The organism is Tolypothrix bouteillei VB521301 (assembly GCF_000760695.4).
In the GTDB taxonomy this organism is placed as follows: domain Bacteria; phylum Cyanobacteriota; class Cyanobacteriia; order Cyanobacteriales; family Nostocaceae; genus Scytonema; species Scytonema bouteillei_A.
Map to the genome: position 1 here is coordinate 8,928,293 of NZ_JHEG04000001.1, position 24,541 is coordinate 8,952,833.

The following is a 24,541-nucleotide window of genomic DNA, read 5'->3' on the forward strand; positions in this document are numbered from 1 at the left end:
TAATACCATTCCTGGCTAATTTTCTGAATCAATAGGTAGTGAGGGGCGACGAAGTAAGAAAACGACAAGACCTACAAAAGGTACAAAACGCACTATCCACAGTATTGTAGGATCTTGCCAGTGGCGACGTGCCATGTCATCCGGTACCAGCCACGACTGAAATATCCAGAAAACAACGAAATCTATTAAAAATGAATATGCCAGTCGATCTGTAGATAGTATTTTTATAAGAGAAGTCCAACGCGCCGTTAAATTACCAAATTCAGGACGTGCTAGCATTGCCCAAGCAAGAGAAGCAACAACCACACCTGTTAAAACTAAAGGAAAGGCTCGACTCTCTGCTATCTTTTCTAAGGTGTTGAGAGAATCTTTAGGAGGCTGGGTGTTGGGTTGTCGTATTGCTAACCAAGGTAGATAAAAAACATTTGTCAGTAAAGCAGTACCAATCAGAAATGGCAACATGGGGAAGCGTTGATTGCGACCATCAACAAGAAAACCCCAAAATAATAAACCCCAAGTTATAACAATATTAAATAATCCTTCTAATGCTGGGTTGATGACTGGGGCAGTGCTTGGCGATAAAAGTGGCATCACAAACCAGAAATTTAAGCTCAAATCTAATGCTTCTTGGAATGTTTTAGGCTGAATGTGCAGTACTGATAAGCCTGGGGGTAAATCGCTGAGCAACAGATAGCCAATATAGATTATCCATGCACTCCATAGAAATATTCTTGATGATACTATTGTATGTTTCTGGAAAAAATTTGAAGTTTCGGTAGGTATTTGATTCTTTTGATTGAGCATAGGTTTCTTTAAAATTTGCGATCGCCTTTGGCGCAAGCTTTACCCGGCTTGTCGCCGATCTTTCCCGAATCACATTATAAATAAAATACCTGCAATCCTATTAACAGACTTTGTTACTATGAAAAGTCTATTTGATTTTTAAAATCCGCGTAAGGTGGGCATTATCCACCACGCAAAGCTATTGGTAAGCAATGCCCACCGTACAGGACTTAAAATTTTTTACCGGACTTGGCAAACCTGAACCTCTAAAGCACGAACTGCGCGGGGTACTGGTCGCGACGGATCGCGGATGAGCATCGTTTGGTGTATGAAGTGACTGAAACTGAAATCATCATTTTGAGTTGTCGATTTCAGTATGATGACTGAAACAGTTTGCGATCGCAAAGCGCAAGCCTTACCTAGCTTATCGCCCCTTCACCCATATCTAGCTATTGCTGAATTGATAGCCGCACGGCGATTTCATGAAGCACGAGAACAAACTCTGTTCTTAGGTTATAGCAATCTATTTTCCAAACAGGCTCTAACTGGTAAATTAATTGACAGTACTTTTGTTATCATTCCAGTATTCATCAACCGTGAAAACGATTAACTTACTACCTCTAACGCTTATCTTCCATTTTCTCAATCAAAACGCGGTTGCATTGGCCCAAACTCCCCAACCACATTTAACGACTCATCAAGAAAATGCTCAAAGTCTATATCCACCTGTTAGTGGTTTGAGGGATGTGGACAGTACGCATTGGGCGTATTCAGCACTACAATCCTTGCTTGAGCGTTACAGTGGGGTAATAGCTGGTTACCCAGATGGTACATTCCGAGGGAATCGAACGTTAACGCGGTATGAGTTCGCCGCAGCTTTGAGAGTTGCTCTTGACCGAATTAACGAGTTAATTGCCAACGGTACACAAGATGCTGTCAGCCAGGATGATTTACTAACGTTACAGCGTTTACACCAGGAATTTGCCACCGAGTTAGAGACTTTACGCAAACGGGTTGATGTTTTAGAAGCACGCAGCGCAGAGTTAGAGACCAATCAATTTTCTACTACCACCAAACTTCAAGGTCAAATTATCATGGCATTAAATGCTGGTGCATTTGATGGTCAGCGTATAATTGCGCCCAGGGGTGCGGTCATTGCCGAAGATGACCCCAATCCCACTTTCATTTACCGTGCTAGTTTAGATTTTAACACCAGTTTTCAAGGTTCTGATTTACTCAAAATTCGCTTAGTTACGGGTAGCGATGGTGCAAACGACAGCGCTACAGGCTTTTTGGAACCGAATTTTGGTAGCGTTCTTGATTATTCTATCCAAGGACGAAACAATCAATTCAGTTTAGCGCGGCTTTACTATACCTTCGCTCCCACTAAAGATTTAAAAGTAACTGTTGGTCCGGCGATGGTTGCACCTGATTTCGTGGATAAAAACCGTTACGCTAACATTAGTTTTAGGGACTTTTCCACTCAATCGTTTACAAATAACTTTATTTTACTGCCGAGACCCGGAGGAGGTGGTGCTGTCATTGACTGGAATCCAGGGGGAGGAGCAGTCAAATTACGAGCATTATATGTTGCTGGGGACGCCACAAATAACCTATCAGAAAACCAACGCTTAATTGGTGGTGGCGCACCTGAAAATATCCGTTTGTTCCCCACAGCGGGAGGTGGTGCAGATGGCGGTTTGTTTGGCGACCCCTATCAAGGTTTTGTGGAATTGGAATACGCACCGAGTCAAGCGTTGAGTGTTCGCTTGCAATATAGTGGCGGTAAAGTATTCGGTAGTAGCTTCCAAGGTGTAGGTGTTAACTTTGACTTAGCCCTCAGCAAGCAATTGGGTATATTTGGTCGCTATGGCTATGCAAGTTATCCTAATACCAGCTTAGGAGATATTGAACCTAACTACTGGGTGGCTGGAATCGCATTCCCCGATTTGTTTGCAAAGGGAGGATTAATGGGACTTGCTGTCGGTCAACCATTTATTGAAAGTAATGTTGGTAATGCTACGCAAACCAATTACGAAATCTTTTACAACATCCCAGTGAATGACAACATTCGCGTAACACCATTACTTCAGGTTGTGACTCATCCAAGTAATCAAAATGCGAATGGAACTATTTTTAGCGGTACTTTACGAACCGTTTTTTCGTTTTAAGGATATGTGTAGTGCCAAAGAATGGTAAGTATGCAATGCAATGAAATGGACGTAACTGGATTCGAACCAGTGACCTCTACGATGTCAACGTAGCGCTCTAACCAACTGAGCTATACGTCCGTTTTACAACTTTATGAGTGTAACATGGGTTGCCATCGCTTGGCAAGTCTAATTTGTGGATTAATTCCATATTCCGCCCGCCGTTGGAACCGGGGCGGAATATGGAATTAATTACCTTGCCTGAAACTGGTCGAGTTTATTATTTGCTGATAGCAACAACTGTTGGGCTTCAAGATAAGCTGTAGTGCCCGGTTGTACTTTTCGCAGCAAATTAATAATTCCCTGTATTTCACTGATGGTGCGGTTTTTATCCACAAATTGGGGGTTTGTCGGAGTTATAGCTATTAAATTTTGAATTTGACGCTTTGCCTGTTCTAGGGCGGAAACGGAATCTTGCTCTGCTTGCCGCCTCACGCGGATTTCTGATAAGTTTGCTTGATAGTTAGCTAGTAATTTTTGAGCTTGAGCATAACCTTCTAGGTCTTGGGTGGGAACTTGTTCGAGTCGGTAGATCGCCTGTTGCCACATCTGTTCTATTTGTTGCCACGCAATCACCGTGTGAGGTGGATTTTGACCGGCTTTTGCCGCTTGCCAAGAAAATTGCTGTGCGGCTGCAATTAAAGTGCTTATCCGCTCATTACCAGCCGCCAGTCCAACTTCTTCTTTAAACTCTCGCTCGTAAGATTCAAGTTTCTTTTGCGCTGTTTTCCCTGCTAGGGTTTGACCGGGAATTTGCTCTAATGTATCGAGTGCTGATTTCCAGGACGCGATCGCAGTTTTTTTATCACTTGATGTTGACGCTTGTTGATACTGCTGTTTGGCTTTGTTGAGCGCTTGTTCGCTGTCAGTCAACAATACTTGAGCATTTTTTTCTTGAAAGACTTTAGCTTCTAGTTGCCCAACCTTGCTACGAGCTGAATTAAAGCCATAAATGCTAAATCTCGAACTGTACCACCAATAACTATAGTTGTATTCTGACAAATCATTGAGAAACCAAAGCGGTAAAGCATTAAGATGTTTTTGTGCTAGTTTGACTTTTGCCTCACCCAATTCCAAGTCGGATGGACTGCTGGCTTTCTCAATCAATTGTTCTGCTTGTTCAACTGTCACAAGTGCTTGCCGATAATTATTATCCATATCGATATAGCTAGGTAGCAACAAGATAGGAGCATTTCGTGCGACCGGGCGGCGAATCATGGGATAAGGCAAGTTTGCTAACCAAACTACACCCATACCTGTAGGAATTCCAAGTAGTACTGCAGTCCAGATGATTTTACTAAATAGACTGACCTTTTTTTTAGTACCTCGGTTATAAGGATAAATACGGTGATTGCGTGTTTGCTCCTCTATTTCTTTTTCTATTTCAGCGAGGTTCTTGGGTCGAGATGGCGTCGGTGCCGAACTCCCTAGCACTACAGGCTGTTGACTTATTAGGGATGGGTCGATTCCAGAGCCGTTCTGCGATTTTTTACGCACACTGTTAAAGGGCAGACGCTGAAAAAATGACATAAAGCAAAAGTATAAACATTAACCTATAATTAATATACCCACACCCATATCAAATGACACAGATGGAGATACTTCCTAAAGTGGGGGCGAGTTTTTCAAATCATTGTTACTATTTGTGGAATGGGAAAATAATTATATGAATAGGTACGATGTCTACTGCTTTAATTACTGGTGCCTCTGGTGGTATTGGTAAAGCTTTTGCAGAGGAATTAGCTGCACGCAATACACATCTTGTTTTAGTTGCTCGTTCGGAAGAAAAGCTGAACCAATTAGCTAAATACCTACAAGAAAAACACAATATTCAAGTAGATATTATTGTTGCCGATCTTACAAAAGATGGCTCAACTGATATTGTTTTTAATACAGTAACTGAAAGGGGATTAACAGTTGATATGTTAATCAACAATGCAGGTTTTGGGGATTATGGTGACTTTGCCAAACGAGACAGAGAACGACACCTCAAAATACTACAATTAAATGTCCTGGCATTAGTTGATTTAACTCATAGATTTTTACAAGGAATGCGACAGCGTGGTTCTGGAAGCATTATTAATGTCTCCTCTTTGTCAGCATTTCAACCAATACCTTATGTTTCTGTTTATTCAGCTAGCAAAGCGTTTATTCTCAATTTCAGTCAGGCACTTTGGGCAGAAAATAAATCTTATGGCGTGCGCGTATTAGTTGTTTGTCCGGGACCTGTTGAAACCAATTTTTTTGTGGAGGCTAAATTTCCCCAAACCCTAGCAGCTAAAACAAGTGGGATGTCAACTTCAGAAGAGGTAGTACGCGAATCTCTAAAAGCTTTAGAAAGGGGCTATTCTACTGTCGTTATTGGTGGTTTTACTACTCACTTTATCAGCAAATTAGCCCGCTTTGTTCCCCGTAAAACTTTGCTTTTTTTCCTTGAAAAACAGTTTAAGAATTAAAAATTATGAATTATGAAAATTTCAGCATTTATAATTCATAATTCATAATTTACATATACCTCGTCAATTGCACTCGATACCGATCTTTTTTGGTGACAGCAATTTCGCCAACTTCCAGTCTTCCCTTGCTGCGAATAGCAATTAAGTCTCCTGTCTTAACTTGAGAACTCGGTTGTGTTACGTCTCTCCAATTGACGCGGACATCTCCACCATCAATTAACTCAACCATCTTACTGCGGGACATACCAAAACCAGCAGAGGCGATCGCATCAAGTCGTAAAGAAGCTTCAACTGTTGTTAATTCCTTCTTCTTCGGTTCCCTGACTTTCAACTCCCCTATATCAACAGGCTGAACTTTTACAGGAACCGATCGCACTTGCTTGAGGTTCATCTCTAAAAATTCTACCAACTCCGGCACCACAATCGCTTGTGCTCCACGTTCACCCAGTACGATAATGTCCCCCGTTTTTTCACGGACAATTCCAGTTCCCAGCATTGCGCCGAGGAAATCTCGATGAGTAGCTGTATCAAAGAGAAAATTTCCAGCTATGTCTAAAGCAGTTACGGCGACTTGCGATCGCTCTAGAGGTATTTCCGCACGAGCAATAGCGACTCGTTGGCGTTCGGCTTGTGGGTATCCACCCCAAGCCACCAACTGCACTTCTGTTAAACGGCTAAAACTCTGCTGAACTTCAGCCAATTCTGGTGGTGAGAGAAAATCGCTACATACCACTTCCCAAGTCTTAATAGCTTGTTCGGCTATGTCAATAACACGAGCTACGCTATCTCGGTTTTCAATTCCTTTTAATATTTCTTCTCTTGGTAACATTATTTACAGTTAATTGCTAATGGCTAATGGCTAATAGCTAATGGTTAATGGCTAATAGAAGATTAGCAATCAGCCATTAACCATTAGCCATTTAACGAATTGTTGAATCTGCATAGTCTTGAATATTTTCTGGTTCAAAAGGACGCAATATACGATTTGCTTTACGAATCAGATTTTCTGGTCCTTGAACAACAATTAGGTATTTTCCTGCATTTAGACGGTTGCGATACGGTAAAGCGTCACCGCTACCAAAGACTAAACCAGCTCCTCCACCCACGAATACACTTCCCATACCACCAGCGACAGCACCTAAGAGCCCGCCAATGATATGATTGCCGATCGCACCAGCCCAAGCAAAAGTGTCTAAACCAGTGAGAACGCTAAAACTAGTACCGGCGAAAAAACCAAACGGTACCAACCAATATGCCATAAACGTTGCCTGCTTTTGGGCTTGCTCGTTGGGATCGATTAAGCCAAACTCATCAGCGCTTTTGTATCCTTTCCCTAAAATTGTAGCTTTTATGTCCTCTTTTTCTAAAGCGACAGAAGCAGCTTCTGCCTGGATGCGGTCTGCTAAAACAGCAACAAGGTAATTCATGCTCTTAAATGAGATTTTATAAAGTTTTTACTCTTATAAACAGCTTACCAGTGGAAACGTTCTCTAGGTTTTGGTTGGGACTTCAGTCACTAAGTCAAGAGGCTCGCAAAAATTGTTTACACCTTGTTTGAAAACGTACATGAGAACAGGTGTTGCTAGCATGCTGGGAAAGCTTGGCATTGTTTTGAGATGCTCTAGCATACTCGCAATCGAGCCGTTGAGTAAGTCGTCTCGAAACTCTTGTTGACAAATCACAGAACGCCATCTCTTGGCTAAATCTTCCAACCACTCGGAATTAGCGATTTCTGGTTCTTGTCCGGAGCGAATTGCTAAGGTCATCGCAGCATCTTCTAAATCGCCCTCACAGTCCTCAATTAAATCTAGTGATTCCATTGCTATGGGGTCTTCTGCCAATTGTGAGCGAAATTGTGCAATTTCTTTTGCTGTAACTTGTGTCATCAGAATTATTTTTAACTCTCAACAGGTTTCTTGGTAGTCTAAAAAAATTCTATTGAATTTTTGAAATATCGATCGCGAATGTTAATAGATATTGCCCATCGTGCGTCCCTTTTTCTGATTTGGGGTTGCTTCGCTAGCTTTTGCTGAGTATAAAAAGCGGAGTGTCTTAAAAAGACCTTCCCAGGCGGAGCCTGGGAAGGAGGTACACTCGGATACCGAGAGTCGGTCACTATCTGTTTGCTCTTGCAGTAATCGAGCGCTGCAAGCGAGCCAGGGAACGATTGTAATCCAAAATAGCTTCTACGCGCTGACCTTCCGATCGAGTTAAGTCGTTTTCAGCATCAATGACTTCAGTTTGTGTTCCTACACCTGCTTGGAAGCGCAAACGTGCTAGACGAAGAGCTTCTCTCGATTGATCTACAGCAGCAGTGGCTGTTTGAACGTTTTCTAGGTTGGCTTGCAAATCTGAGTAAGCCTGTTCGACTTCAAAACGGATTTGATTGCGCTGATCGGCAAATTGATTTTCAGCAATACGGATGTTAACTCTTTCCTGATTGGCTCTAGCTCTTGCGGCTCCTCCGTCATACAAATTTAAATTGGCTCTGAGGGCTAACGAGTAGTTGTCTTGTATGCTTTGACTGTCGTCAAACTCGTCTGCGGTGTTGTACTGAGCTACCACACTAAACTGAGGACCTAGCTGTGCGAGCGCCGACCGACGTCGTTGCTCGGCTGCATTGCGGTCTGCTAACCTCTGCTGTAGTTCGGGGCGGTTTTGAAAAGCTTGCACAATCGTCTGGTCTAATGGGATATTCCACAGACCAGCCAATTTTACTGGGTCTGCTGCAGTGATATCAAGCGCCTGCGCTAAGCTCAATGTTTGTGCTAACTGACGGCGAGCAATCCTCTGCTGCGAGCGAGCATTTGTGAGCTGTTGTTGGGCATTTGCAAGGTTAACCTGCGATCGCAAAACATCAAAGCGAGTACTAACACCAGCCCGTTCTAGAGCTTGTGCGTCTCGCAAACTGGCTTGGGCGTTGGTCACAGCAGACTGAGCAATACGCACGTTTTCATCTGCCTGTTGCAGGTCGTAGTATTGAGTGGTGACATTAAGACGAATTGTCTCAGATTGCGTTTCCACCTCAAGTTCAGCCGAACGCAATTGTTCCTCTGCTGCTCTGATGCTTGCTCGTCGGCTTCCTGAAGTGTAGAGGTCGTATTGTATTTGTGCGCCTGCACCAAAACTGGTACTCGAGCTAGCCTCTTGTTGACCGAGTTGTCTTTGGAGATCTGATAATTGTTCTCTGTCTATAAAACCAGGTCCGCTGCGCGTGATGTTAGCGTTCAAGCTTGCAGAAGGAAGCAAAGCAGCTTGCTGCTCTCTAACAGCAAATCTGTTTCGTTCCAAGGTGAGCAAAGCCTCTTGTAAGGTGCGGTTGTTACGCCGTGCTAATTCTATAGCTTCATTTAATGTGATGGGCTGAGTTCCTCGAATCCTGACTTCCTCTGGTCGTGTCGGAAACTGCAAAGGATTTGGGCTGGGATTGAGATAATCGGGAACTTTAATGAAGCCTTGTGAAATTGAGATTGCTGGTGTACTGGGTGTGGTAGGGTTATTATCTTGGCTTACGTCCACTGCCTGACCGGGTGCGGTTGTTGTAGAAGCATCTTGCTTGACATTGACTGACTCGCCCGGAGGAGTCGCAGTCGAATCGGATTGAGCTACACGATTTACAGCCGCAGTATTTGGCGAACAGGTAGAAGATTTAAGAAGTAAAGAAGCAGAACGCCCAACCGAACCTTTTCCTGGTTGCGGGCAAAATTCTACTAGATCTAACATTTGTGCAACTTCTACAACTTTCCCAGTCTTAGGCGTTTCTATAAGTTTTGATAATAACTGAGAACCCGAGTTTTTCTTCTCTGTAACGGGCTGTTTGGCAGGAGTTGATGTTTTTTCCAAGACCGAACCAGTAGGGTTTGAGTTTTGAACAACAGCCATAACTGTGCTCTGTTGTGGTTCTTGGTCTGGAATAATAACTGGGTTACTTTGCTTTTGTGTACCAGAAGCAGAACGAATCTTTTTAATCAAAGCGATCTGCTTTATGGTAGGTTTAAATTCTAACAGTACACCTTGAATTTTTCCTGCTATTCGTCGTACTGGTACACCAGTTTTTCCAGTCACTACGACTCCAGCGCGATCGCTTACAGACTTTATAATACCTGCTGCATTGTTAGTAGAAGGCATCACTGAAGTTGCCACACTGTTATTAACAGCAGTTGCTAATCGAGAATTGATGTTAATTGTAGCCGAAGTGTCTTCATAAATCGAAGAAAAGACACTCGGTGAGGCAATATGCCTTACTCCAGCGGCTTCTGCAGTATCAGCTAAGACAGTTTGCGTAGATAACACTGCTACTGTCACACTGGGTAAGAAACTATAGAAAATTATCTGTCCTTTCACCGCATCCCCTCACACAAAAATATAGCGGCAGAAACCCTTTCTCACCACAAAACAACAATATATCACGATGTTAACTTTGAGAATCGTAATACAACGAAGCCAAATTTTAGGAATCAGAACTCCGCTCATCTTGAAAACTCTTGACAATGCGCGAAAGTTCTGCCTTCTCATCGATAGTAACGCGGGTAGGAGCACCACTGACAATCCGTTCGTAATTCCGGAAGGAATCCTTAATTTCGGGACCATCGGCTGTAATATTGTATTCACGAATCCCCTTATCGTGCCACGAGCCTCGCATTTTAAATACGTTAATTGCCCGCGACATTTCTCCACGAATTTCTACATACTGCAACATCAAAATTGTGTCAGTAATCGTAGAAATATGAGAGTCGGTAATTGAGTGAGAACCCATAAATTGGTCAGTTGTATTGGTAAAGAAGCCAGTAATTTCTTCTTGTTTCGCGTAACCCGTAACACCAATAACGAACTGACGAAATGCATTATTGCTTACCCCTCTTGCCAAGGCAGAAAGAGAGTCAATGGCAATACGCGATGGTTTAAATTCAGCAATTTCTGACTTAATAATTTGCAAATGGTCTTCTAAACCCGTTGATTCAGGATAAGTACAAATTATTTTTAGTAAACCTTGGCGTTCTAAATCTTCAAATTCAATACCCCATGAAGAGGCATTGCGGGACAACTGAGCACGGGATTCTTCGTAGGCGAACAAGATAGCTCGTTCGTTACTGATACAGCCATTTTGTAAAAATTTGCTAACCAGCAATGTCTTTCCTGTACCGGTTGCTCCTGTTGCTAAAATAATCGAATCCTTAAAGAAACCACCTCCACACATTGCATCTAGGGTTTTAACTCCAGAAGAAACTCTCACATTAGAAGAACGTTGGGTTAGGCGCATAGCTCCTAATGGGAATATATTGACTCCTTCATTGGTAATTGTAAAAGGATATTCGCCTTTCATATGTGTTGTACCGCGCAATTTGAGAATTTCAATCGTGCGTCGGCGGCGTTCTCCTTCTAAAACATTCCGCACAATCACCACATTATCAGAAACAAATTCTTCCACTCCAAAACAAGCAACCGGTCCGTATTCCTCAGTTCGCTCGGTGGTGATAATTGTAGTGACACTCAGTTGCTTGAGACGTGCTACAAGGCGAAATATTTCCCGTCGCACGACTCCTACAGCTTCATACTGCTGAAATACAGCTGTTATTGAATCAATAGATACACGTTTAGCTTTGTACTTACGAATAGCATATTGCAGGCGCTCAATCAGCGCGGACAAATCGAAGTTTCCCACCACATCTTGTCCTTCTGGGTCGGGAGAAGCATCAAGTATAAATAACTTCCCATCATCGATCAAGCGTTGCAAATTCCAACCAAAAATACAGGCATTCTTAATAATATCGCTTGGAGATTCTTCAAAAGTAACAAAAACTCCCGGTTCATCAAAATAACTAATACCGTTATAGAGAAATTGAAGAGAAAATAAAGTTTTACCCGTTCCAGAGGTACCGCTTACCAAAGTAGTTCTACCTATTGGCAAACCACCGTGGCTTACGTCATCGAAGCCCTCTATCATAGTCCGAATTTTTTCTACACCTCCAAGTGACGGTGTCCTGCTTGGCTCTGTATACCCTTTTTCACTCATTGTTAACAATTACAAATAGGGATGTACCCCTGCCTTTTATTGATAAAGTACTCTGTTGATATTTTCTGGTTATAAGCTATCATACTCCTACTTTGCACAGAGTCTAAAGCTAGACAACTGACGTAGCATTGAACTTTGGCATTGTGAGTTTATTTTTCCAACTGTTCTTCTTCCTCTGTTAATTCTTCATACAGTAAATCCAATCCAATGAGTACTCTTTCTCTATCTGATAAATCTCCAATAATTTTCCGCACAGGTGGCGGTAGTATTTTGGATAGTGTGGGAGTCGCTAATATTTTATCTTCTTCTGCCAATTGCGGATTTTTTAACACGTCTATCACTTTTAAAGCATAAACACCTTGAAATTCCTGTTCTAGAATGTTTTTAAGGACTTTCAAGGCCCGTACTGAATTTGGTGTGTTTCCCGCTACATAAAGCTTGAGAACGTATGTTTTTCTGAGATTTTTCATATGTTGAGATACAGGCTCTAGGTAAACATGAAACTGAAAAATGCAATGCATTTCTAAAGATTTAGAGGATTGCCTACTTGGCCTGCTATTACTCTCTTGGGCTTTTTTGAACCTATTTTTGAATTGAACAACGATAGAGTTCGCACAGGTGAGCCAATATATCAATTAGTGTCAGGCGGTAATCCAGCAATGCCTCATCGTTCCTTCCTTCTAATTTTAACTGTTTGGAAAATTCCTCAATAAGTTCCATATGAATTTCTATAATTTGTGGCACAGGAATATTAGCATAAAATACTGCTTTGATAAATTTATCAATTTTTTCGTTTAATGTTTTGTCTGAAATGGTAAAGTAGTCTATAAGAATTTGACGGTAATCTGATTTGAGTTGTTGCAATAATGCCTGCTGTTCGGCTCCTGTCATTTGTTAAAAAACCTGGTGGAGTTCTGACTTGGGGCATTTAACTACATAAAAATTTGAGATTAGTTCTTAATTAAGAGGTTGTAGTAGCCACCTGATTGATATCGTTAAGACCCATCCCGAAAGTTGCTTCAACAGGCACTTGGTAGATTTAGGCGTTACTGACGTAAGTCACGGTGTTTAAGTGCCTTATCTTTCCTAAGTATAGCCTTTGGATAAAATCGTATTTGTTTATACGATGATTTGTTGGCTGAGAAGCCAAACACAGCAACGTTAAAAGAAAGTAAACCCAACTGGTTGGGATTTATGTTATCGATGAGTAGCATCTATCTAAATATAGATTTTTTTGTTGCACTCCACAATAAGATAGTTAAACGAAAATAAACGAATATCGCGATCTAAATCATTATAATTCCTAAAGGTTCTAAAACGAATCTTTAGAGCCATAATTGTTCTAGCTGTTGCTGTCAATTCTTAAAATATCTGGGTTGTTGAACCAAGCTCCAATATGGGGGAAGTGTAAAGGCTGAAGTGACAAGCGATCTTATTACTCAGCGTTCTAACCATCGCACCTAAAAACTTTATACTTTATTCTTTTTGTTGACTGTTTTTAACTCCTACAAAAAGATTTGTTAGGAAAGCAAAGGTTTTACCAATTAGGCGTTAACTTATGGAAAGAATCGATCTGCTAGTGTCTTTCTAGAGGATACTGCTTCAAACGCTAACACGTAAGCTTAATTGGCAGCTAGCTAATGATGCCAACAGGCGCACATTCCCCTAGAAGAATGACCACCACGCTATATGTCAATGCTAAAGTACCCTCTTTATGATTTTATCGCAACCGTACCCACCTGCTTAGAAACAGCAACTCTAGCAGATGTACTGGATGTTTTTGAGAAAGAACAGTGTCAAGCTATTGCTGTGTTAGATGAGCAGCAGTACTTTTTGGGATTGCTTTATTCTGCCCGCTTAGTACCACAATTCCTGCTAGCAGGTTCCGAGGGCGATCGCTTCAAGTCATCTCACTTACAGCAATCAATCTCAATGTTAGCCCAAGAGCTACTTCACCCACTACAAACAATTCCCGCCTCATTTCAAGTGGAGCAATTGGGTAGGTTTCTGCGTTCTCAAAGAATTCCTGCGAACACTCATTTGGATTGGGCACTCATTGACTCAGATAGCAAATTTTTGGGGCTTGTAGATAACTCACGTCTATTGAAGTGGTTGGTTGTACACCAATTTGAGACGCCAAAGAAAAAGAGCGCTCGAGATGCAAGCGTTGAAAAAGCCCGCGCTTTTTATCAAAAGCGCATAAAATACCATCCACAAAGAGATAAACCTTTAATACAATTGCTGGAGCGATTGCCCTGGCCTTTGATGCTACAAACAGGTAGCGGTGAAGTTGTCACTCAAAATCCAGCATGGTGGCAACAGTTGGGGGCTTTAAAAGATCCAGAAGGGGTCAGGAGACAAGTAGAGGCAATTCTGGCAACAACTCCATCAAAATATTCAACCCAAACAGGTGTTAAAGCTCATTCCTATGACAACAGTATCCAAGAAATGGAAGAAAAGCTTTCGTCTGTTGTGACTCAATCTATTTACACTAACGAAGGAGCTTACCGCAAAAAACTAGTGTCTCCTCCCACGACCTTTCCAGAGCAACCATTACCAGAAACATCTGCATCACGATGCTTCTTAAACAGACAATTGGGAACTTGTACCTGTGTTGTAGAAGTGCAAAACGGTCAGGAAAGAGTTTGGCAATTTGCCAAAATTCCTTTAGATAGCCCTGAATTAAAAGTTTTGGGTATGGAATCAGCAACATCACTCAACACTCAGGGATCGGATCTTGAAAACGATTTGTGGATCGTTCTAGCGACAGATGTTACAGAACAACAGCAACTCTGTAAAGAACTCGCAGCAAAAAACGCCGATCTCATTCAACTGAATCGTTTAAAAGATGAATTTTTGGCTTGTATCAGTCACGAACTCAAAACCCCCCTAACAGCTGTTTTAGGGTTGTCACGTTTACTAGTCGATCGGCAATTGGGAGAACTGAACGAACGTCAAGCCCGTTATGCAGGGCTGATTCATCAAAGCGGGCGTCATCTGATGAGTGTGGTCAATGATATTTTAGATCTCACCCGCATGGAAACAGGACAGATGGAACTTGCTCTATCCAACGTGACGATTCGCTCGGTATGCGATCGCGCTGTTTCCGAAGCAAAAGTTATTCATGCCCAAAGTACCAAAACTCCCATCAGTACTCAATCTCAAACCACATCTGTAAGAGAACACCAATTTAGCCTTTCCATTGAACCGGGTTTAAATGAGATGGTGGCAGACGAGTTGCGCTTGCGACAGATGTTGGTACATCTGCTTTCTAACGCTTTTAAATTTACAGAAACAGGTGGTGAAATCGGGTTGTGGGTAACTCGTTGGGAAGGTTGGATTGCCTTTACAGTTTGGGATACAGGCATTGGCATTCCCGAACACCAACAGCATCTCATCTTTCAAAAATTCCAACAACTAGAAAATCCCCTTACCCGTCAATATGAAGGAACGGGATTGGGGCTAGTTTTAACCAGAGCGCTAGCACGACTTCATGGCGGTGAGGTAAGCTTCTTGTCCCGTGAAGGCAAAGGTAGCCAGTTTACACTCCTCCTCCCTCCAAGTCCGCCACAAAAAGGTGTAGGGTCTCGAGAGTGGGAATTGGGAAGCGTAAAACAGAAAGGATTAAAAACAGAAAATTGGGAAGATGACACCGTTTCCCCAATCCCATCAGTCCGCACAACAAAAGAAACTCCTTCAGGGGGTAAAATTCGCCATCACCAATCCCGAATCGCCAATTCCCCCACTCACTACAACAACAGCTTGGTGTTGGTTGTTGAGGCTGTAGCCCGGTACATAGAAGACTTGACCGAACAACTCACTGGTTTGGGCTATCGAGTTGTGATTGCTCGATCGGGGTGTGAAGCAGTAGAAAAAGCTCGTCGCTTACAACCTAAAGCTATCTTCCTCAATCCTTTAGTTCCATTACTGTCAGGATGGGATGTACTCACCTTACTGAAATCCGATGAAGTCAGTCGTCATATCCCTGTTGTCGTCACAGCAACAGGAGCAGAAAAAGAGCAAGCATTCGCCAACCGAGCCGATGGTTTTTTAAGCTTACCAGTACAACATCAGGTTTTGGCACCACTGATCGAAAGTTTGTGTATTGCACCAGAAGAAAAGAAGCAAAAACCTGATGAAGCCCAACTCCTAAAAGATAAAACGCCCTTGCGAATTTTAAGGCTAGTCAATCTCGATCGCCAACCTCTCAACGCGCACCCATTTTTACAAGAACACCGGGTTCTGGAAGTAGACAACATAGATCAAGCAGAACTTCTTTCTCGAGTTTGGCAATTTGACGTTATTTTACTGGATGTAGAGATGCCAGAAGCGGAGAACCTGCTGCAACAACTCAATCTCCACCCTCAGTTAGCAGCTCTACCCCTTGTCACTTGCAATGTAGCAACAACGCAAACGGCTTCTCAAATAGCTGGACTTTCTGTATTCCCATGTCTAACACCGTTAGGTACAGAAAAGAAAAATGCAAGCCAAAAAACAGACACTTTACTATCTGTCCTGCAAATTGCATCTGGAGTCTGCTGTCCGCCCAGCATCTTAGTACTGGATTTAGCAATACTCCCAGATTTACCAGAAACAAGACCTCACAAAAGAAACCACCAGATAGAAAAGGCAACTGCCTTAAGTAGTATGTTTGGAGATAATAACTCTTGCCCGATCCAAGGATTACAACCTTTAACTATCTGGCGCGGTTCTGAGTGGTTCCAAGCACTGATTCAGTACTTGCAAACAGCAGGCTTTAAAGCATCAATGAGTCGTTCTTGGGCAGAACTACTACAGCAAATTCGTCACCAAAGTGTTGATTTACTCCTGATTTGTTTGGGAGAGTCTACTCTTACAAAAGAAGTTCACTTAGCACTGAAAGCTTTGGGACAATTACCTTTTGATTTGCCACCAGTGTTGGTACTTGACCAACGATTAAATTCTATGAACTTGGAAAACAATCAATCTACCGTTGTTCAAGAGAGAACCGATAATCAGCCTGATTCAGTACAGACTGTTTTAGACTCAGTAACTTGCCAAATCTTACCCCGATCTATATCAATGGAAGAATTATTAAACAAGATCAATCAAACTTTAAATGGCTAATGGCTAATGGCGCAATCAACAATTAGCAATTATTAGCAATCCTATTTGAGATCTAAACAAGGAAGACAAAGAAGACAAGGAAGAGATGTTCGTAAATCATTTAGGACTGCTATAGCAATTAGCAATTAGCCATTAGCAATTAATTATTTAAAAACAAACCGAACAAGTTGATAAGCTCCATGAGTCCCTAAATTTTCATAGTCGGTAGGCTTGAATCCCATTTCGGGAAACTTTTTCGGTTGAGCAAGAACCAATACTGAAGAAGGTGATGGCTTCTTTGCTGCTTTGTCTTGAAGATACTGTGCTGCATCCACACTTATCTTTTTATACGTAACAGTACGGCGAGTATAAAAAACTACGGTTGGCTTTTTAAAACCAACCATAACCAATTCTTCACCAGGTTTTTGTGTTTGGACTACGATTTCAGATAATTCTCTTAAAGGTAGCTGGCGTTCCCGATCCATTAAAAATAAGGCGGGTGTTAGGACGATCGTCAGGAATGCTGCAAATCCCACGATATTGATAATGAGCACAATCTTATAACGACGGCGCATCAGGGAAACAGCAATTGCTATAGCACTTACAATCCAAATGACTCCTCCCAAAATGGTTAAACCCGATCGCTCTAGCGAGTTACGAAAGTCGGGTGCAGCAGGATCGCTACCTATTATTTGGGGTAAGTAAAACATCGTTACTGCTATCGCTGATAAAAAGACGACATTTACCCAGCCAATCCACTGGAAGCGAGGGAGGGACAAGGAAGAAGGGGTAGACAAGGAAGAAATTGCTACGTCTGCTTTATCTCCCTTGTCTCCCCTGTCTAATAAATCACCCCAAAGTAACGCCATTAAAATAGCGGCGGCTGGCATTAGGGGTAACACATAACTGGGAAGTTTTGTGACAGCAATGGTGAAAAAACCAAAGATTCCAACAAACCAACAAAAGGCAAATAAACCCAGTTGTTGGGAGCGTTCTTGGGAGCGCCAGTATTTTCGCTGCCAAAACTTTAACCGTCCCATTGCTAAGGGTAAGTACACCGAATACGGTGCAAAGCCAAGTAGCACAACTACAAAATAAAAATACCAGGGAGCCGAGTGACGATTGACGACAGTTGTAAAACGTTCGACATTGTGATATCCAAAAAAGGAGTTAATATAATCCCAACCATTGCGCCAGATAACCAGCACATACCAAGGTAATGATAAACAAATAACAATAAGCAAACCTGTTAACGGACGCATTTCTTGTAAGACTTGTGTAATATTACCTAGGTAAAGCAAAAATATACCAATGATGAGCCCAGGCAAAACAATTCCTACAGGTCCTTTTGTTAAAATTGCAGCAGCAATCAATACGTAAAAAGCTATATACCAACGTGCTTGCACGTTAGATTTTGAGGGATGAGCATATCCCAAAAAAAAGCACAGTAATGCTGATGCCATACAACCTGTCAGCAGCATATCTGAAACACCTGTCCGACCCCAAACAATCATTTCTGGATTGAGTGCCATCACAGCTGTTCCAAACCCTGCTGTTATCCATCGCAAGGCAGGACGGTACCTTTGCTCTAACTCGTCTTTTCTTGCAAAATACCGCTGTATAGTGTAAAATGCCAAACCTATCAACCCTATGGCAGCAAGTGCTGAAGGTAAACGCACAGCCCATTCATTCACACCCAAAATTGAAAACGCGATCGCTTGACACCAGTAAATTAGAGCAGGCTTATCAAATCGAGTTTCAGCATTAAAAAACGGTGTGATCCAATCACCCGTGACAAACATTTGGCGAGATGCTTCGGCAAACAGAGGCTCTGTCTCATCAATTAAGCCAATACTGCCTAAATGCCAAAGAAAGGCAATCCCACCTATTAAAATTACCCATAAAACTGATAAAGTCACAGCAAGGGCTGGACGCTTCTCTACACGACTCCACCATAAATTAGTCATCGATCAAAAGGTCATTGGTCATTAGTTACTAGTCTAGAGTCAATAGTCTCAATGCTCCTTCATCAAGAAGACTTTAGCTCTACTGCTTGGTTCCTGAACTAATTCCTAATGGACAAGGAGGTAAGGGCTCAAGGGAGAATAGCGAACGAGTCAACCTAAAATTGTCAGTGACCAATATTCAACTGGTGACTCGCGTGCAACCAGTCACCAATTAAATATCAGTTACTGTTTACTGATTATCGGTTATTTCAGTATTCATCAAAACTAGTTGCCATTCTTTGCTTTGGGCATTCCAACTGGGAGAGAAAGTTTCTCCCACAACGTAGGGTCCCCAATAGCGACGAGAACCATCTTGTGCAAAAGCGACTAAAATGTCGCCTTTTTCCAGTTTGAGATCCCCGTTAGGTAGGGCTAGAATTAGCCCTTTTTCACTACCTTCTTGAGGAGCAAAATCCCAATGTGCTGGAACAGCATCATGAGCTGTTTTTGCGGAATTTCCTTTTCCCTTAATGAGGGAATTCCGTGAAAGTAAGGCAAGGCGTACTGGTTGATTGGTTTGGTTGCTCATCCGCAAGCTCCCAAAACCGGATGCTCGACTGTTACCAGTATCTGTTGTGATATTGGTAGGACTAACTTCTTTACTTATATTGGTTGTTGAGTTGGGTACTGAACTGGATGAGGTAGAAATAGGCACAGTACTTTGCAGGTCGAATGCCCGCTCTGTTGAGGTTGAAGAACTTCCTAGCCCTGTTCGCTCGAAAGATACACCCAACTTTTGACATCCTAATGGTAGCAAGAGCATTCCCAATGAAGATGCCACCAGAACAGCGTGAAAGTACACTGACGGTTTCATGGTAATATATTTAACTAATAAGTACTTTGTGTTTGCTGAAATATCAACAAGTGCGACAAGCGAAACTTGACGGCTATACAGCCGTATCGCACGAGCTTCTGTTGGAATTCAGGTATGAAAAGTATCATAAAAACCATTATGAGGGCAACTAACAATTTTGTTGCTTCTCAAAATGAATAAATGTATAGATATTCGTGTTCGCTGAAAGCCAACTAGAAGCCCTTAATACTATTTAAGCAAGCCTATGCCGTGCTGCATACCCTTATATAACAATATATTATAATTTCCAGATAATTATAAGCGTTAGTAATGCAAAACACGCGTCTTAACAACCTATTGAGTACTATCAGCGATCGCTTGAGAGTTTGGTTTTTCAACCCTTGGCGACGCTGGTCAATATTGATAATCAGCTGGTTGTTCGGTTTTTTCTTGGGTAGCGCAATTTCTACGACAGCCGGACAAACAGCCGAATGGGATATCGTAATTGCTGCTTTTTTAGTGATGCTGACAGAAGTCGGTAGCAGGATATTCTATGGTCGTACCGTCCAAGAGCGAAGAGCTTTATGGGTAGAAGCGCTGAACATTCTTAAAATTGGTCTGATCTACAGCCTGTTTCTCGAAGCCTTCAAGCTGGGATCGTAAGGGATGGTTATCAGTAAACAGTATTAAATAATACTCAATTACCGACCACCAACCACTTACTTCCCAGACTGTATGCGAGTTAGAAGCTCGTAAAAAGGTTGCCAATTATCTTCTTGAACAATTGGTTCCCAGATTGATTCAATAACTGGTCTCAAGATCGCGGTTTGGGGATTGTAACGAATTAAAGTTTGCGCGATCTCATTGATTTGTTCTCTATCAAAATTGTTCAGTAACTTATGGTATAAAATACACCAACTATCAAAGAGTTGTGACGTGCCTGATATCGGTACAATACCTGAATCTACCATAATCAAACTGGGATCGTCGCGCCATGTAGACGAAAACGTGCGAGCCATCTCATAAAAAAACTTATGATATTCAACTTTGCTCTCCTGCAAAAATTGAATTGTTAACTTAAAAAGTTCCAACGCTTCTGGATGCTCGATTTTCTCAAAACCCAGCTTTTTCAACATTAAAGAGCGGTATTCATGATGATAATGCTCGTCAAAACTTGCCAAACCAGCTTCCATATCAGATGGTTCGATAATAGCTTTTAAAGATTCTTGGAGTGTTTCTAAATTCCATTTACAAATACCTGGTTGATGGCTGTAGCAGTAGCGTCCATAGTAGTCGAAATAAGCAGCCGTAAAATTGGGTTGATAGCTGGTAATAAAAGCATAGGGACCGTAATCAAAACTTTCCCCCGTAATTGACATATTGTCAGTATTTAACACTGCGTGACAAAAACCAGCAGCCATCCACTGTCCTACGAGTTCTGCTGTTCTTTTGACTAACTCTGTATAAAACAATGCATATTTTTCTTTTTCATCTACTAAATGTCGATAATACTGCTCGATGACGTGATCTAATAGTTTCTGGGCTAAATCGGGACGCCGAATATAATGAAGTCGTTCAAACGTACCAAATCGGATGTGCGAGCGATTCATCCTGACTATAACTGAGGAACGCGTAGGAGAGGGTTCATCACCGCGCCACAGGGATAACCCTGTTTCAATCATACTCAAACATCGCGACGTCCGTACACCCATGTGATGCAATGCTTCTGCTGCTAGAACTTCCCGTACTCCGCCTTTGAGAGTCAGCATTCCATCTCCACCACGAGAGTATGGAGTTTTACCAGAACCTTTGGTACCAAAATCGTATAATACACCATCAGTTCCACGGACTTGTCCGTAGAGAAATCCTCTACCGTCACCCAAAAAAGGGTTGTATTCGCCAAATTGATAGCCGTGGTAACGAAGTGCTAACAGTGGTGTTCTTCCTTCAAATTTGCCAAAGGCTGTGATAAAGTGATCGTCTGTCACATACTCAGGATTTAGCCCCAAGCGGCTCAGGAGTGAATTGTTACGCCAACGTAATATGTGTTGGGGAAATTCTGCTGCGGCGACTTCATCGTAATAATCATTACCTAAAGCTTCGAGAGCGCTTTCGTAGTTGAGGTTGAGGAAGGGATTGCCAGAAATCTTATTGTTTGCTGTTTCAGCTAGAGCCATTAGACTTGTGTGCGATTTGGTGTAAAATGTAGCCAGTCTGGGGCGATAGATTAAAAAAATTGAACTGAAAAACTTCTTCTTTAATACTATCTTCTCGTCAGCCTTCAGCAAAAGTTAGATCCCCAACTTCTTAAAAACTGGGGATTGAAATGCAGTCAATATCAATTTCTCGAATTTCGGTTGGTGGGTGATGAATCTTCAGAGAGGATAGCGTTGATTTTTCGTCGAGAAGCTTGAACTATTGTTTGTATACGCGCTCTTTGTGTAGGTGTTAGTTTTACCGATTGCATCAGTTGAGTGAAATTCTGACGCGATCGCAAACCTTGAACCATTTTGCTTTGTTGAACTTGGGTAAACACAGCTTCCACCTCTTGGTATGCTTCTTCTTTGAGGGCTTGTATTTTTTGACGCTGTTGCGGAGTTAGTCTTTTTTCAATACGTGGTAAGGCGTATCCTAAAGCTTGTATCGTCAGTGGAACGAGTATATATGAAGGAAGCGGTCTGGCTAGTGCTGCAGACGGTATTCCCGATAAGACGGTAATTAGAACAAAAGACGTAAAAAATACAGATAGGCGGTTTGTATATTTGTAACTCATTGAGAAAGTTTCCTACAGGATTTCGTAGAGATTCAAAGACTAATTCTTTAAACGCCAATTATAGTTGGTAATGCTGGTAAGAATGTGATCTTCCCATTTTTCATGAATGAGCAAATAATCTCTGGCATAGCCTTCTATGACAAATCCCAGCTTTTTCAAGACATTACCGCTACGGCGATTGTGAGGCATATAGTTAGCCATAACACGGTGCATATTTAATTCTTGAAATACATATTGAATGGCTGCTTGCAGTGCTTCTACCATATAACCCTTTCCTTGTTCGGTTTCTGCAAGCCCGTATCCAACATTACAATACTGGGCGGCTCGTCTTGTGAAGTTACTAAAGTTAATCAGTCCAATAATTGTTTTTGGATCGTTTTGCAAAAAAATAAATAGTCTTAAAGATATGTCATTTAGAAATTCTTTGCGATCGCTGTCTATCCTCCAAGACCAATAATCCTCAGTAAAGAACCCTTCAGCCCAAGCCGGAGAGTAAGGAGTTAAAAAAGTTTTGTTATCTGTATAAAATTTTAGAATTGCCGAAATATCTTCTTTAGTCGCTAACCTTAGCAAAAGACGCTCGGTTGTAATAAGTGGCAGTTCCATTTTTATCGCTATCAATAACTAGAATGACAACATTTTCTAATTTTTCTGTAGTATTGACAACTAAATTTAAGTTTTTTATCTTTCCAAGAAGACAGGCATCATATAAAAATCCTATTTAATAGGTAAAAATTGCTGTTATCCAGATTCCGGACATCTCAAAAAAGTCAGTCATTTCACTTTTCGGGAAAATCACCGATCGAAATTTTAAGTACTGTTCGGCAAGCGCTCCTCTCTGATGCGGGAAACCCGCAGGCGAAGTACGCTCCCCTAGGGGAGCATCCCAATGAATGCACATTACCCTCAGAATAGAATTCTGGGGCTATACAATTTAAGTCCACCTACGTGGACTTAAATTGTATAGCTGCGATTTCAATCGCAAGCGTGTTTTTTCACTCATTGGGATGTTCCCTCCCCTAGATATATTTCAAAAATCAAATAGGATTGCCATACAACTCAATGATATCTTTAGATTTTCCGTAGCGAACTATTAATAGAACCTGTACAATCAGGGGAATGCATTAAACACAAAACTCTGATATTAAGAACATTAAAGTGATGTCAGTAGCAATAAGATACGATTGGCAAGAATCAGAGATACAAGCAATATATAGTACTCCATTGCTAGAGCTTATCTATCAAGCAGCTAGTACACACCGTCAATACCACGATCCCAAAAAGATACAAGTTTGTAAACTGATATCAATCAAAACAGGGGGTTGTCCGGAAGATTGTGGTTACTGCGCTCAGTCCTCGCACTACAAAACAGAAGTCAAGCCACAAGCACTCTTAGAAAAGGAAACAGTGGTGGGAATTGCACGACAAGCACGCCTAAACGGGGCGAGTCGGGTGTGTATGGGCGCTGCTTGGCGAGAGGTGCGCGACAATTCTCAATTCGAGCAAGTGCTGGATATGGTTAAGGAAGTTACGGCTTTAGGCGTAGAAGTCTGCTGCACTTTAGGTATGCTTACAGAAACACAAGCCAAGCGCCTCGAAGAAGCAGGGCTTTACGCCTATAACCATAACTTAGATACTTCTCGCGATTACTACAGTACTATTATTACCACCAGAACATACGACGATCGCCTCAACACAATTAATAATGTTCGTCAGACAAACGTTACAGTATGCTCTGGAGGTATACTCGGTCTGGGTGAAACTGCAGGGGATCGAATATCCATGCTACACACTCTAGCAACCCTACATCCTCACCCAGAATCCGTACCAGTGAATATTCTTTCCAAGGTTGAAGGGACACCTTTAGAAAACCAATCAGATGTTCCCATTTGGGATATTCTGCGGACGATCGCCACAGCCCGAATTGTTATGCCAACTTCTGACGTTCGGTTAAGTGCCGGTAGAGCAAAACTGTCACAAGTTGAACAAGCACTGTGCTTCCTAGCAGGAGCAAATTCCATCTTTTCCAGCGATGACGGACATATGCTAACAGTGACAACTCCCTGTCCGGGTTATGACAGCGATCGCGAAATGTTAGATTTGCTTGGTTTGGAAATGCGCCCTCCTTTCACTCGTCAGGAGAAAGTTGCCAAGGAAAGCCTAGTCTTGTAAATTATGCTCGCGCAAAGGTGCAAAGTCGCAAAGCTGGTTTTTTGGCGTCTTTGCGCCTTTGCGTGAGATTCAAAAATTAGAGAATTTTGGCAGCACGCAAACCAAACAGTAAACCAACCGCAATACCAGTGAACACGGCTAAGAATCCTACGTAAGCGATCGCAGCAAACATTTGTGTTTCTCCACATTCATTTATAAATCTATTGAAACATTTATCCGGGCTGACACTCAACTATCTTCCTTGTCCCCC

At 42.0% G+C, this 24,541-nt stretch carries 21 protein-coding genes, 1 tRNA gene and 1 pseudogene; 7 read left to right on the plus strand and 16 right to left on the minus strand.

Annotated elements, in window-relative coordinates; genetic code table 11:
• Positions 1-15: 15 nt before the first annotated feature.
• Positions 16-804 carry a hypothetical protein gene (locus tag HC643_RS36515; RefSeq protein ID WP_038079474.1) on the minus strand — a complete coding sequence of 263 codons (789 nt, stop codon included), beginning with the start codon at positions 802-804 and terminating at the stop codon, positions 16-18.
• 218 nt (positions 805-1,022) lie between these two features.
• Here HC643_RS36515 and HC643_RS36520 point away from each other — a divergent pair.
• The 3 genes and pseudogenes from HC643_RS36520 to HC643_RS36530 form a co-directional block, all read left to right on the plus strand.
• Positions 1,023-1,170, plus strand: a pseudogene (locus HC643_RS36520) (Txe/YoeB family addiction module toxin); the annotation flags it as partial.
• Entirely contained in the window at positions 1,160-1,393 is a 234-nt protein-coding gene (locus HC643_RS36525) for a hypothetical protein (protein ID WP_137986208.1), read from the plus strand. The pseudogene HC643_RS36520 and the gene HC643_RS36525, both read left to right, overlap by 11 nt.
• The gene (locus HC643_RS36530; protein WP_237266030.1) at positions 1,380-2,954 is read left to right on the plus strand and encodes an iron uptake porin; all 1,575 of its coding nucleotides are present in this window, start codon (positions 1,380-1,382) and stop codon (positions 2,952-2,954) included. Before HC643_RS36525 ends, HC643_RS36530 begins: the two co-directional genes overlap by 14 nt.
• A 46-nt stretch (positions 2,955-3,000) precedes the next feature.
• Here HC643_RS36530 and HC643_RS36535 read toward each other — a convergent pair.
• Positions 3,001-3,074 (minus strand) — tRNA-Val (locus HC643_RS36535).
• 111 nt (positions 3,075-3,185) lie between these two features.
• On the minus strand, positions 3,186-4,523 hold the full coding sequence (locus HC643_RS36540; protein WP_038079470.1) for a hypothetical protein: 1,338 nt from the start codon (positions 4,521-4,523) through the stop codon (positions 3,186-3,188).
• 149 nt (positions 4,524-4,672) lie between these two features.
• Between HC643_RS36540 and HC643_RS36545 the strand changes: the two genes are divergently transcribed.
• Positions 4,673-5,449: an SDR family NAD(P)-dependent oxidoreductase gene (locus HC643_RS36545; protein WP_050045538.1), complete on the plus strand. Its 777-nt coding sequence runs from the start codon at positions 4,673-4,675 to the stop codon at positions 5,447-5,449.
• Between the two features lie 49 nt (positions 5,450-5,498).
• Here the strand turns inward: HC643_RS36545 and HC643_RS36550 are convergent, their stop codons facing one another.
• The 7 genes from HC643_RS36550 to HC643_RS36580 all read right to left on the minus strand — a co-directional run bounded on the left by HC643_RS36550 (position 5,499) and on the right by HC643_RS36580 (position 12,353).
• Complete coding sequence (locus tag HC643_RS36550) at positions 5,499-6,278, minus strand: photosystem II electron transport protein, Sll1252 family (RefSeq protein ID WP_038079469.1); 780 nt, start codon at positions 6,276-6,278, stop codon at positions 5,499-5,501.
• Positions 6,279-6,369: 91 nt separating this feature from the next.
• Positions 6,370-6,876 (minus strand): hypothetical protein, encoded by a 507-nt coding sequence (locus HC643_RS36555; RefSeq protein ID WP_038081057.1) that lies wholly within the window; start codon positions 6,874-6,876, stop codon positions 6,370-6,372.
• Positions 6,877-6,939: 63 nt separating this feature from the next.
• Positions 6,940-7,335, minus strand: coding sequence for a hypothetical protein (locus HC643_RS36560; protein WP_038081056.1), 396 nt, complete (start codon positions 7,333-7,335; stop codon positions 6,940-6,942).
• Between the two features lie 229 nt (positions 7,336-7,564).
• The gene (locus HC643_RS36565) at positions 7,565-9,793 is read right to left on the minus strand and encodes a TolC family protein (protein ID WP_038081054.1); all 2,229 of its coding nucleotides are present in this window, start codon (positions 9,791-9,793) and stop codon (positions 7,565-7,567) included.
• Between the two features lie 106 nt (positions 9,794-9,899).
• Positions 9,900-11,462 carry a circadian clock protein KaiC gene (gene kaiC / locus HC643_RS36570; protein ID WP_038081052.1) on the minus strand — a complete coding sequence of 521 codons (1,563 nt, stop codon included), beginning with the start codon at positions 11,460-11,462 and terminating at the stop codon, positions 9,900-9,902.
• 149 nt (positions 11,463-11,611) lie between these two features.
• The gene (kaiB, locus tag HC643_RS36575) at positions 11,612-11,932 is read right to left on the minus strand and encodes a circadian clock protein KaiB (protein ID WP_038081066.1); all 321 of its coding nucleotides are present in this window, start codon (positions 11,930-11,932) and stop codon (positions 11,612-11,614) included.
• A gap of 112 nt (positions 11,933-12,044) precedes the next feature.
• Positions 12,045-12,353: a phosphatase RsbU N-terminal domain-containing protein gene (locus HC643_RS36580; protein ID WP_038081050.1), complete on the minus strand. Its 309-nt coding sequence runs from the start codon at positions 12,351-12,353 to the stop codon at positions 12,045-12,047.
• 804 nt (positions 12,354-13,157) lie between these two features.
• Between HC643_RS36580 and HC643_RS36585 the strand changes: the two genes are divergently transcribed.
• Positions 13,158-16,568, plus strand: a complete 3,411-nt coding sequence (locus tag HC643_RS36585) for an ATP-binding protein (RefSeq protein WP_050045537.1) — start codon at positions 13,158-13,160, stop codon at positions 16,566-16,568.
• Positions 16,569-16,711: 143 nt separating this feature from the next.
• On the opposite strand, the gene HC643_RS36590 is transcribed toward HC643_RS36585, so the two are convergent.
• The gene (locus tag HC643_RS36590) at positions 16,712-18,514 is read right to left on the minus strand and encodes an ArnT family glycosyltransferase (protein ID WP_038081048.1); all 1,803 of its coding nucleotides are present in this window, start codon (positions 18,512-18,514) and stop codon (positions 16,712-16,714) included.
• Between the two features lie 229 nt (positions 18,515-18,743).
• The gene (locus HC643_RS36595; RefSeq protein ID WP_038081046.1) at positions 18,744-19,367 is read right to left on the minus strand and encodes a hypothetical protein; all 624 of its coding nucleotides are present in this window, start codon (positions 19,365-19,367) and stop codon (positions 18,744-18,746) included.
• 309 nt (positions 19,368-19,676) lie between these two features.
• Here HC643_RS36595 and HC643_RS36600 point away from each other — a divergent pair, with 309 nt between their 5' ends.
• A complete protein-coding gene (locus HC643_RS36600; protein ID WP_038081043.1) occupies positions 19,677-20,009 on the plus strand; it encodes a DUF565 domain-containing protein in 333 nt (110 codons plus the stop codon).
• A 56-nt stretch (positions 20,010-20,065) separates the two neighbouring features.
• Here the strand turns inward: HC643_RS36600 and HC643_RS36605 are convergent, their stop codons facing one another.
• From HC643_RS36605 to HC643_RS36615, 3 genes are all read right to left on the minus strand, one after another.
• Entirely contained in the window at positions 20,066-21,523 is a 1,458-nt protein-coding gene (locus tag HC643_RS36605) for a protein adenylyltransferase SelO (protein WP_050045536.1), read from the minus strand.
• 161 nt (positions 21,524-21,684) lie between these two features.
• Positions 21,685-22,119 (minus strand): hypothetical protein, encoded by a 435-nt coding sequence (locus HC643_RS36610; protein ID WP_038081041.1) that lies wholly within the window; start codon positions 22,117-22,119, stop codon positions 21,685-21,687.
• Between the two features lie 39 nt (positions 22,120-22,158).
• Positions 22,159-22,731: a GNAT family N-acetyltransferase gene (locus HC643_RS36615; RefSeq protein WP_038081063.1), complete on the minus strand. Its 573-nt coding sequence runs from the start codon at positions 22,729-22,731 to the stop codon at positions 22,159-22,161.
• 549 nt (positions 22,732-23,280) lie between these two features.
• Here HC643_RS36615 and bioB point away from each other — a divergent pair.
• Positions 23,281-24,291 carry a biotin synthase BioB gene (gene bioB, locus HC643_RS36620; protein WP_038081039.1) on the plus strand — a complete coding sequence of 337 codons (1,011 nt, stop codon included), beginning with the start codon at positions 23,281-23,283 and terminating at the stop codon, positions 24,289-24,291.
• A 76-nt stretch (positions 24,292-24,367) separates the two neighbouring features.
• Here the strand turns inward: bioB and petL are convergent, their stop codons facing one another.
• Positions 24,368-24,463: a cytochrome b6-f complex subunit PetL gene (gene petL, locus HC643_RS36625; protein WP_038081036.1), complete on the minus strand. Its 96-nt coding sequence runs from the start codon at positions 24,461-24,463 to the stop codon at positions 24,368-24,370.
• Between the last annotated feature and the right edge of the window lie 78 nt (positions 24,464-24,541).